Annotated in this window: 8 protein-coding genes; all 8 read right to left on the bottom strand. The window is 61.1% G+C overall.

Going from position 1 to position 10270, the window contains the following annotated elements; all coding sequences use genetic code 11:
* Positions 1-171 precede the first annotated feature (171 nt).
* Entirely contained in the window at positions 172-2472 is a 2301-nt protein-coding gene (locus ACF8Q6_RS14435) for a YgiQ family radical SAM protein (protein ID WP_012053852.1), read from the bottom strand.
* Between the two features lie 395 nt (positions 2473-2867).
* Positions 2868-4265, bottom strand: coding sequence for a replicative DNA helicase (dnaB, locus tag ACF8Q6_RS14430; protein ID WP_003249571.1), 1398 nt, complete (start codon positions 4263-4265; stop codon positions 2868-2870).
* Between the two features lie 113 nt (positions 4266-4378).
* The gene (rplI, locus tag ACF8Q6_RS14425; RefSeq protein WP_003249568.1) at positions 4379-4825 is read right to left on the bottom strand and encodes a 50S ribosomal protein L9; all 447 of its coding nucleotides are present in this window, start codon (positions 4823-4825) and stop codon (positions 4379-4381) included.
* Between the two features lie 20 nt (positions 4826-4845).
* Complete coding sequence (locus tag ACF8Q6_RS14420) at positions 4846-5709, bottom strand: hypothetical protein (RefSeq protein ID WP_012053856.1); 864 nt, start codon at positions 5707-5709, stop codon at positions 4846-4848.
* Between the two features lie 33 nt (positions 5710-5742).
* The gene (gene rpsR, locus ACF8Q6_RS14415; RefSeq protein WP_003249563.1) at positions 5743-5973 is read right to left on the bottom strand and encodes a 30S ribosomal protein S18; all 231 of its coding nucleotides are present in this window, start codon (positions 5971-5973) and stop codon (positions 5743-5745) included.
* Between the two features lie 28 nt (positions 5974-6001).
* Complete coding sequence (rpsF, locus tag ACF8Q6_RS14410) at positions 6002-6427, bottom strand: 30S ribosomal protein S6 (protein ID WP_003249557.1); 426 nt, start codon at positions 6425-6427, stop codon at positions 6002-6004.
* Between the two features lie 289 nt (positions 6428-6716).
* Complete coding sequence (rlmB, locus tag ACF8Q6_RS14405; RefSeq protein WP_003249554.1) at positions 6717-7463, bottom strand: 23S rRNA (guanosine(2251)-2'-O)-methyltransferase RlmB; 747 nt, start codon at positions 7461-7463, stop codon at positions 6717-6719.
* The gene (rnr, locus tag ACF8Q6_RS14400; protein ID WP_392494387.1) at positions 7460-10033 is read right to left on the bottom strand and encodes a ribonuclease R; all 2574 of its coding nucleotides are present in this window, start codon (positions 10031-10033) and stop codon (positions 7460-7462) included. The genes rlmB and rnr overlap by 4 nt, the downstream gene beginning before the upstream one ends.
* Positions 10034-10270 lie beyond the last annotated feature (237 nt).

Below are 10270 nucleotides of genomic sequence, written 5' to 3'. Positions count from 1 at the left end.
ATCTGGCACAGGTTGCAGCCTACGCACTCCTCTTCGATCACACGGTGACCAGCGTGATCTTGCGGGGAATAGGGCTGGCGCCGTGAACCGGCATACCAAGTGGACGTGGTCTTTTTGTGGGAGCGGCCTTGTGTCGCGATGGGCTGCAAAGCAGCCCCAATAGTCGATCAGTTAACGCGGAATGACAGGCTGACGCGGCTTCTTGTTGCCCTTGCCGCCCTTGCTCGCCTCTTTGCGCTCCTTGGCCGCCTGCTGGTTGCGCGCAAACGCTTCGGCCTTGGCCTTCTCGCGCTTGTCCCACGGCTTGCTACCATCGCTGCCACGCGGCGGCAGGCCGGTGTGCTGGGTCAGGATCTTCTGGTCCTTGCCCACCTTGTGGCTCCCCGCCGGGGTCGAGTTCTTGCGGCGCGCGCTCTGGTAGCTGTCGGTCTGCGGCTGGTGCGCCGGAATCAGCTGGTGCTTGCCCGGCCCGATCAGGTCGGCGCGGCCCATACGCTGCAGCGCTTCACGCAGCATCGGCCAGCCCTTCGGGTCGTGGTAGCGCAAGAACGCCTTGTGCAGACGGCGTTGCTCGTCGCTCTTGACGATCTCCACCCCTTCGCTCTTGTAGGTCACCTTGCGCAGCGGGTTCTTGCCTGAGTGGTACATGGCCGTAGCCGAGGCCATTGGCGACGGGTAGAACGCCTGTACCTGGTCGGCACGGAACCCATTGCCCTTCAGCCACAGGGCCAGGTTCATCATGTCTTCGTCGGTGGTACCGGGGTGCGCGGCAATGAAGTACGGGATCAGGTACTGCTCCTTTCCCGCTTCTTTCGAGAATTTCTCGAACATGCGCTTGAAGCGGTCATAGGTGCCGATACCCGGCTTCATCATCTTGTCCAGCGGGCCACGCTCGGTGTGCTCCGGGGCAATCTTCAGGTAGCCGCCAACGTGGTGGGTGACCAGTTCCTTGACGTACTCCGGCGATTCCACCGCCAGGTCGTAGCGCAGGCCGGAAGCAATCAGGATCTTTTTCACACCCGGCAAGGCACGGGCCTTGCGGTACAGCTCGATCAACGAGCTGTGGTCGGTATTGAGGTTTTCGCAGATACCCGGGAATACGCACGACGGCTTGCGGCAGTGCTTCTCGATTTCGGGGCTTTTGCAGGCGATGCGGTACATGTTGGCAGTCGGCCCGCCAAGGTCCGAGACCACGCCAGTGAAGCCCGGCACCTTGTCACGCATCTCTTCGATTTCGTGCAGGATCGACTCGTGCGAGCGGTTCTGGATGATGCGGCCTTCGTGTTCGGTGATCGAGCAGAAGGTACAGCCGCCGAAGCAGCCACGCATGATGTTCACCGAGAAACGGATCATCTCGTAGGCCGGGATGCGCTCCTTGCCATAGGCCGGGTGCGGCACACGGGCGTAAGGCATGCCGAACACGTAGTCCATTTCCTCGGTGCTCATGGGGATGGGTGGCGGGTTGAACCACACATCCACTTCGCCGTGCTTCTGCACCAACGCGCGGGCGTTGCCCGGGTTGGTCTCCAGGTGCAGCACGCGGTTGGCATGGGCATACAGCACCGGGTCGTTACGCACCTTTTCGAACGATGGCAGGCGGATCACCGACTTTTCCCGGGTCACGGCCGGGCTGTCGAGAATCTGCACCACCTTGGCTTCGTTCGGGTCTTCCTGGTCGCCCTTGGCCTGTTCGATGGCACAGGCCTGGGTGTCCTGGGTGTTCACGTACGGGTTGATGATCTTGTCGACGCGCCCCGGGCGGTCGATACGGGTGGAGTCGATCTCGTACCAGCCCTGCGGGGTATCGCGGCGCACGAAGGCAGTGCCGCGCACGTCGGTGATGGTCTCGATCTTCTCACCGCTGGACAGGCGCTGGGCCACCTCGACCACCGCACGCTCGGCGTTGCCGAACAGCAGGATGTCGGCGCTGGCGTCGATCAGGATCGAGTGACGAACCTTGTCCTGCCAGTAGTCGTAGTGGGCGATGCGGCGCAGCGAAGCCTCGATGCCGCCGAGCACGATCGGCACATGCTTGTAGGCTTCCTTGCAGCGCTGGCTGTACACCAGGCTGGCACGGTCCGGACGGCTGCCAGCCAGGCCACCCGGGGTGTAGGCATCGTCGGAACGGATCTTCTTGTCCGCGGTGTAGCGGTTGATCATCGAGTCCATATTGCCGGCGGCCACACCGAAGAACAGGTTCGGTTCGCCGAGCTTCATGAAGTCGTCTTTCGACTGCCAGTTCGGCTGGGCGATGATGCCCACGCGGAAGCCCTGGGCCTCCAGCAGACGGCCAATGATGGCCATGCCGAACGACGGATGGTCGACGTAGGCATCACCGGTCACGATGATGATGTCGCAGGAATCCCAGCCGAGCAGATCCATCTCCTCCCTGCTCATTGGCAGGAAAGGTGCTGGCCCGAAGCATTCGGCCCAGTACTTGGGATAGTCGTAGAGTGGTTTGGCTGCTTGCATGTCAGTGACCGGTTCTGGTGTGCAGGGAAATCGCGGGCGCGGAATATAGCACAAATTTTGACCAAATCCGACTGGATTCGTGGGGATTGGTGAGGAGAGCGACAGTTGGGGGGGGCGTCAGGTGGTTGGTTTGGTGGGTGTGGTGAGGGCGCCAGGTGTACGACACAGCAGTTTCAGCGCCTGTGAAATCGAGCGCCGCCCGCGCGGCGCATCGCGACGCAAGGCCGCTCCCACATTTGTTGCAACGTGCCAAACCTGCAAGGCCATGGTTGCCCGTTGCCCGTTGCGCGTTGCCCTTTGCCCGCCTTGGCCGATTTGCAACGAATGCGGGAGCGGCCTTGCGTCGCGATGGGCCGCAAAGCAGCCCCTACAAGGGCCCCTGCTAACGCAATGAGTTATTCGTCGTCATCGAAGTTGTACATACCCGGCGCCAAGTTCTCGAACCGGGTGTACTTGCCGATAAACGCCAAACGCACGAAGCCGATGGGGCCGTTACGCTGTTTGCCGATGATGATTTCCGCCACGCCCTTGTGCTCGGTCTCGGGGTGGTACACCTCGTCGCGGTACACGAACATGATCACGTCGGCGTCCTGCTCGATTGCACCGGATTCACGCAAGTCGGAGTTCACCGGGCGTTTGTTCGGGCGCTGTTCCAGCGAGCGGTTCAGCTGCGAAAGGGCAATGACCGGGCAGTTGAATTCCTTGGCCAGGGCCTTGAGCGAGCGGGAAATCTCGGAAATTTCGTTGGTACGGTTATCACCGGCCGACCCCGGAATCTGCATCAGCTGCAGGTAGTCGACCATGATCATGGCGATTTCACCATGCTCACGGGCCAGGCGGCGGGTACGTGCGCGCATTTCCGAGGGGCTGATACCCGCCGTATCGTCGATGAACAATTTCCGGTCGTTGAGCAGGTTCACTGCCGAGGTCAGGCGCGGCCAGTCGTCGTCATCCAGCTGGCCGGAACGGACCTTGGTCTGGTCGATACGACCCAGAGACGAGAGCATACGCATGATCAGCGACTCACCTGGCATCTCGAGGGAGAACACCAGCACCGCCTTGTCGGTCCGCAGTACGGCGTTTTCCACCAGGTTCATGGCGAAGGTGGTCTTACCCATCGACGGACGGCCGGCGACGATGATCAAGTCCGCCGCCTGAAGGCCGCTGGTCTTCTCGTCGAGATCGGTGTACCCGGTGGAAATACCGGTGATGTCACTGTCGGAGTTGAACAGCGTATCGATGCGGTCGATGGCCATGGTCAACAGTTCGTTGACGCCCACCGGGCCGCCGGTTTTTGGCCGCGCCTCGGCAATCTGGAAGATCTGCCGCTCGGCATCGTCGAGAATCTCGGCAGCGTTGCGCCCCTGCGGGTTGAACGCGTTGTCGGCGATGTCGGTACTGATGCTGATCAGCTGGCGCAACGTGGCCCGCTCGCGAATGATCGCGGCGTAGGCCTTGATGTTGGCCACCGAAGGGGTGTTCTTGGCCAGCTCGGCCAGGTAAGCCAAACCGCCGATCTGCGAGGACAGGCCTTCCTTGTCCAACTGCTCGTGCAGGGTCACCACGTCGAATGGCTGGTTGGCGTCGGCCAACTTGTGCACAGCGCGGAAGATCAGCCGGTGGTCATGCCGGTAGAAATCGCCGTCCGACACCTGGTCCAGCACCCGCTCCCAGGCATTGTTGTCCAGCATCAGGCCACCGAGCACGGCCTGTTCGGCCTCGATGGAATGCGGCGGTACCTTCAGGGCTGCGGTTTGCAGGTCAAGCTGTTCGGAGGTGGTGATCTCGTTCATGGCCACGAAAGAATTCTGGAGGATGAAAAAGACAAAGGGCACGGCCTGTCAAAAACAGGACCGTGCCCGATGTTAACCGCCTGACTCGCAAGGAGCCAGCCAGTTAGCGCAGCTTAGGCAGCTACGACGACCACGCGTACGGTGGCTTCAACGTCGCTGTGCAGGTGCACGGCTACGTCGTATTCGCCAACCTGACGGATGGTGCCGTTCGGCAGACGAACTTCAGCCTTGGCCACTTCAACGCCGGAGGCGGTCAGGGCGTCAGCGATGTCGTGGGTGCCGATCGAACCGAACAGCTTGCCTTCGTCGCCAGCGGTGGCAGTGATGGTCACTTCCAGCTCGGCCAGTTGGGCAGCGCGGCTTTCAGCCGAAGCTTTCTTGTCAGCGGCTGCTTTTTCCAGCTCGGCACGACGCTCTTCGAACGCAGCCAGGTTGGCGGCGTTGGCAACGGTGGCCTTGCCGAATGGCAGCAGGAAGTTACGGCCGTAACCAGCCTTAACTTTTACTTTGTCGCCCAGGTTGCCCAGGTTAGCGACTTTTTCCAGCAGGATCAGTTCCATTTGGTAAAACCTCTTAACTTTTAACCTTCACCGTTCGCGGAGTCTTTCCCCGGAGGGGACTTGCGACCGCGAAAATCAATCAGGCTGTCGACAATGGCCAAAACCATCAGCAACGGATAAATCAGCTGCATGATCAGCGGTAGCGTCACGTACATCCCCACCAGCCAGAAACCGGCCAGTCGGCCCTGTGCCACCAGCCCGTGCATCAAGGCGATGCCGGCCAGCACCAGTACCAGGCTGGAAGCCGATGCCAGGATGATGAACTGCGGGCCGATAAACGGCGCCACCACCATCACTGCCACCAAGACCGCCATGGTCTGTTTCGGCAACTTCAGTTCGCGAAACTCGCGACCGAAGCCTCCAGGGTTGTACAACGCTGCCTGCCAATAGCGCGCCAGCATCAACGCCAGCACACTGAACAATTGCACCGTCACTGCTGTGGAAGCGACCAGCACAGGGCGGATCAGCTCACCGGAGAGCACCGGTTGCCCTTCGATTTGCGGCATGGCTTCGGCAAACGCCTTGGCCAGCACATCGAAGGTTTGCGCCAGCGCCAGATCAAGCACGAGGCTGAAAGCCACGGCGAACACGGCACTGGCGAGCAACACCCGGCTCCAGGGATGCTCGGCACGCAACATGGCGGCCAGGGCCAAGGCACCCGCAATCACCAGAAAGGTGATGGGATCGCCCATGACCCACACGGCCAGCCCGGCCAGCAAGCCGCCGGCGATGACCGATGTAGCATCCTTGAACCCACGCCGCAGCAGCACAAGGCTGCCGGCAGCGGCACTCAACCAGAACAGCAGCGGCAGTACCGCGCTGATGACCACCACCAGGGTGGCCTGCACACGACCGCGCATGATGAAACTTGCTAACGCTCGCATGCTAATCCCTTACTGCTTGTCGACGACCCGGTCTCAGCGGCCGTGGCTGTCGGTGTAGGGCAGCAGGGCCAGGAAGCGGGCGCGCTTGATAGCGGTAGCCAGCTGACGCTGATAACGAGCTTTGGTACCGGTGATACGGCTTGGAACGATCTTGCCGGTTTCGGATACGTAAGCTTTCAGGGTGTTGAGATCTTTGAAGTCGATCTCTTTCACGTCTTCAGCAGTGAAGCGGCAGAATTTACGACGACGGAAGAAACGTGCCATTTAATAGGCTCCTCTAAAGGTCCGTGGATTACTCGTCAGCGTTATCGCTGGAGTCGCTGTCATTGCTGTCGTCGCCTTCGGCGGAGTCAGCATGCTCAGGACGCTCGCGACGCTCACGGCGCTCGCTGCGGTTCTCTTCAGCCTTCAGCATCTCGGACTGGCCGGTAACGGCTTCGTCGCGACGGATGACCAGGTTACGGATAACGGCATCGTTGTAGCGGAAGTTGTCTTCCAGCTCGGCCAGGGCCTTGCCGGTGCACTCAACGTTCAGCATCACGTAGTGAGCCTTGTGAACATTGTTGATTGCGTAGGCCAGTTGACGACGGCCCCAGTCTTCCAGGCGGTGGATTTTGCCACCATCTTCTTCGATCAGCTTGGTGTAACGCTCAACCATGCCGCCGACTTGTTCGCTCTGGTCCGGGTGAACCAGGAAGATGATTTCGTAATGACGCATGAATGCTCCTTACGGGTTAGTAGTCTGCCAGTGAATCTGGTCAGACAAGGAGTGAATGACACTGTATGTCTTGCACGGAGGGGAGGCACATGAGCGCCTGCCAGCTCGGCAAGGGGCGCAATTGTAGAGAAGCCGGGGCGCACAAGCAAGGTGATTGGTGAATATTTGAACAGCCTGAAACATATTTACAGGCTGCGGGCCCTTTCGCGGGTGAACCCGCTCCTACAGGGGAACGCAATCACCCTGTAGGAGCGGGTTCACCCGCGAAGAAGCCGGAACAGGCCGAGAATCAGCGCTTGGCCTGACGCTGACGCACGGCTTCGAACAGGCAAACCCCGGTCGCCACCGACACGTTAAGGCTGCTGACGCTACCTGCCATCGGCAACTTCACCAGGAAGTCGCAATGCTCACGGGTGAGCCGACGCATGCCCTTGCCTTCCGCCCCCATGATCATCACCAGTGGCCCGGTCAGGTCTTGCTGGTAGATCTCCTGCTCGGCCTCGCCAGCGGTACCCACTACCCACAGGCCACGCTGCTGCAACTTCTCAAGCGTACGCGCCAGGTTGGTCACAGCCACCAGCGGAATGACTTCTGCTGCACCACAAGCCACCTTTCGCACAACCGGCGTCAACGTTGCGGATTTGTCCTTGGGCACGATCACTGCCGTGGCACCGGCCGCATCCGCGGTACGCAGACAAGCGCCGAGGTTGTGCGGGTCGGTCACGCCGTCCAGCACCAGGATCAGCGGCGGCGTTTCTGTGCGCTCAAGCAGCTCTTCGAGCATCAGCTCGCCCCACACCTGGCTCGGACTGACCTCGGCCACAACGCCTTGGTGCACACCTTCGACCCAGGCATCCATCTCACGGCGCTCGGCCTGGCCGACCGGCACGCGGTTTTCCGCGGCCAGCGCCAGCAAGGTTTCGAGGCGTGGCTCGCTGCGCCCTTCCGACAGCCAGATCTGCTTGACCCGCTTTGGATGGTGCTGCAGCAATGCCTGCACGGCGTGTACGCCGTAGATCTTTTCCAGCTGACTCATGAATTGCTCTTGTTTTTGCGTGGTGCGCCGGACTTCGGCGGGCCTTTACGGTGCTTGGTCGGTTTGCCGGACGGCTTGCCACCTTTCTCCGATTTGCTGCCAGCACTGCTGCGCGCGTCGGTCATCAGCGCTTTTTTCATCTCGCGGCTTTTACGCACTTCAGCGTTTCGCTGCACAGCATCCTTGGGGAAGTACGCTTCGGACGCTTCGCTTTTGCGGCTGCGCGGCTTGGGCGTGGCTTTCGCTTCGGTTGCCGGCTGCTGCTCGGCTTTTTCGGCAACCGGCGCGGCGCCACGCTGCTTGCGGCCGATCGGTGCGGCGAGGGTCTTTTCCGACACTTCGAAGTCGATCTTGCGCTCATCCAGATCAACACGCATGACCTTGACTTCGATGGTGTCGCCCAAGCGGAAGCTGCGACCGGTGCGCTCGCCAGCCAGGCGATGGTGTACCGGGTCGAAGTGGTAGTAGTCACCTGGCAACGCACTGACGTGCACCAGGCCCTCTACATAGATATCGGTCAGCTCGACGAACAGGCCGAAACCGGTCACCGCCGTGATCACACCCGGGAAGGTCTCGCCCACGCGATCTTTCATGAACTCGCACTTGAGCCAGTTGACCACGTCACGGGTGGCCTCGTCGGCCCGGCGCTCGGTCATCGAGCACTGCTCGCCGAGTTGCTCCAGGGTGTTTTCGTCGTACGGGTAGATACGCGCCTTGGGGATGCTCATGGCGCCGGCACGCTTGACGTGCGGGGTATCGACCTTGGAGCGGATGATGCTGCGAATGGCGCGATGCACCAGCAGGTCCGGGTAACGACGGATCGGCGAGGTGAAGTGGGTGTACGCCTCGTAGTTCAGGCCGAAGTGGCCGTTGTTCTCGGTGCTGTACACGGCCTGGCTCAGCGAGCGCAGCATCACCGTCTGGATCAGGTGGAAGTCCGAGCGACCGGCGATGCTCGCCAGCAGGGCCTGGTAATCCTTCGGTGACGGGTCCTTGCCCTTGTGCAGGCTCAGGCCCAGCTCGCCGAGGAAGGCGCGCAGTTTTTCCAGGCGCTCCGGCGGCGGGCCATCGTGCACGCGGTACAGGGCCGGTACGCCGTGCTTCTGCAGGAACTCGGCCGTGGCCACGTTGGCCGCCAGCATGCATTCCTCGATCAGCTTGTGAGCATCGTTGCGCACGGTCGGGCGGATTTCGGCGATCTTGCGCTCGTCGCCGAAGATGATGCGGGTTTCCTGGGTTTCGAAGTCGATGGCGCCACGTGTGTGACGCGCCTCCACCAGCACCTTGTACAGGTTGTACAGGTTCTTCAGGTCGGGCACGACTTCCTTGTATTCCTCGCGCAGCGCCTTGCCCTCACGGGTACGCGAGTGCTCGAGCATGCTGCTGACCTTGTTGTAGGTCAGGCGGGCATGGGAGTGGATCACGCCTTCGTAGAACTGGTAGTCGACCATCTGGCCGGCTTTGTTCATGGTCATTTCACAGACCATGGCCAACCGGTCGACATGCGGGTTCAGCGAGCACAGGCCGTTGGACAGCTCTTCTGGGAGCATCGGCACCACGCGCTCGGGGAAGTAAACCGAGTTGCCGCGCTGCTGGGCTTCGACATCCAGGGCAGAGCCCAGACGCACGTAGCTGGACACGTCAGCGATGGCCACGTACAGGCGCCAGCCACCGGAGAACAGACGCAGCTTGCCCAGCGGTTCGCAATAAACGGCATCGTCGAAGTCGCGGGCGTCTTCACCGTCGATGGTGACGAACGGCAGATGGCGCAGGTCGACACGCTTCTCTTTGTCCTTCTCCTCGACTTCGGAGCGGAACTTGCGTGCCTCCTTGACCACATCATTGGGCCAGACGTGCGGAATGTCGTAGCTGCGCAGGGCAACGTCGATTTCCATGCCCGGCGCCATGTAGTTGCCGATGACCTCGACCACATCGCCTTGCGGCTGGAAGCGCGGCGTTGGCCAGTGGGTGATCTTGATCTCGACGAACTGGCCGATCTTGGCACCGCCGTTGCGCCCGGCGGTCACCAGCACTTCCTGCTGGATCTTCGGGTTGTCCGGGGTTACGTAACCGATGCCGCCTTCTTCGAAATAGCGGCCGACCACGCTTTCGTGGGCACGGGAGATGACTTCGACCAGCACGCCCTCACGGCGGCCACGGCGGTCGACACCGGAGACGCGGGCCAGGCCACGGTCGCCGTCGAACACCAGTCGCATCTGCGACGGGCTTAGGAACAGGTCTTCGCTGCCGTCATCGGGAATAAGGAAGCCGAAGCCGTCGCGGTGGCCGGAGACGCGACCGCAGATCAGGTCCAGCTTGTCTACCGGGGCATAAGTGCCGCGCCGGGTATAGATAAGCTGGCCATCGCGCTCCATGGCACGCAGGCGGCGGCGCAGGGCTTCGATCTGGTCTTCTTCATACAGACCGAACTCTTTTGCCAGCTCCTCGCGGGCAGCAGGTTCGCCTCGGTCGGCGAGACGCTGCAGGATCAGCTCACGGCTGGGAATGGGGTTGTCGTATTTTTCCGCTTCGCGAGCGGCCTCGGGATCGAGGGATTGCCAATCGGCCATCAGAAGGGGTTCACCTTGGGGTATATAGATATGAATTCTGGCATAGGCGTATTGAAACCGGAAATGTCTGCCTTGGACAGCCCCCGCTGCAGTGCATAAACAGCAGAAATAGGCTTGTGGAATCAACAAGTTGAATTTTTTGAATTTTTTTTCGATTGGGGGCTTTACAGCCTTGGGGAGCGTCCGTATAGTGCGCACCACAACGACGGACAACCCCGAAGTTGTAGTAGAGATGAA

The sequence above is a fragment of the Pseudomonas sp. GLN_2 genome (genome assembly GCF_043106005.1).
In the GTDB taxonomy this organism is placed as follows: Bacteria; Pseudomonadota; Gammaproteobacteria; order Pseudomonadales; family Pseudomonadaceae; genus Aquipseudomonas; species Aquipseudomonas alloputida.
This window is presented reverse-complemented; position numbering and strand designations above follow the sequence as displayed.

What these genes read in the sequence shown, in the direction of transcription:
- ACF8Q6_RS14435 (WP_012053852.1), bottom strand. Translation starts at nt 2,472, where the DNA reads ATGCAAGCAGCCAAACCACTCTACGACTATCCCAAGTACTGGGCCGAA.
- dnaB (WP_003249571.1), bottom strand. Translation starts at nt 4,265, where the DNA reads ATGAACGAGATCACCACCTCCGAACAGCTTGACCTGCAAACCGCAGCC.
- rplI (WP_003249568.1), bottom strand. Translation starts at nt 4,825, where the DNA reads ATGGAACTGATCCTGCTGGAAAAAGTCGCTAACCTGGGCAACCTGGGC.
- ACF8Q6_RS14420 (WP_012053856.1), bottom strand. Translation starts at nt 5,709, where the DNA reads ATGCGAGCGTTAGCAAGTTTCATCATGCGCGGTCGTGTGCAGGCCACC.
- rpsR (WP_003249563.1), bottom strand. Translation starts at nt 5,973, where the DNA reads ATGGCACGTTTCTTCCGTCGTCGTAAATTCTGCCGCTTCACTGCTGAA.
- rpsF (WP_003249557.1), bottom strand. Translation starts at nt 6,427, where the DNA reads ATGCGTCATTACGAAATCATCTTCCTGGTTCACCCGGACCAGAGCGAA.
- rlmB (WP_003249554.1), bottom strand. Translation starts at nt 7,463, where the DNA reads ATGAGTCAGCTGGAAAAGATCTACGGCGTACACGCCGTGCAGGCATTG.
- rnr (WP_392494387.1), bottom strand. Translation starts at nt 10,033, where the DNA reads ATGGCCGATTGGCAATCCCTCGATCCCGAGGCCGCTCGCGAAGCGGAA.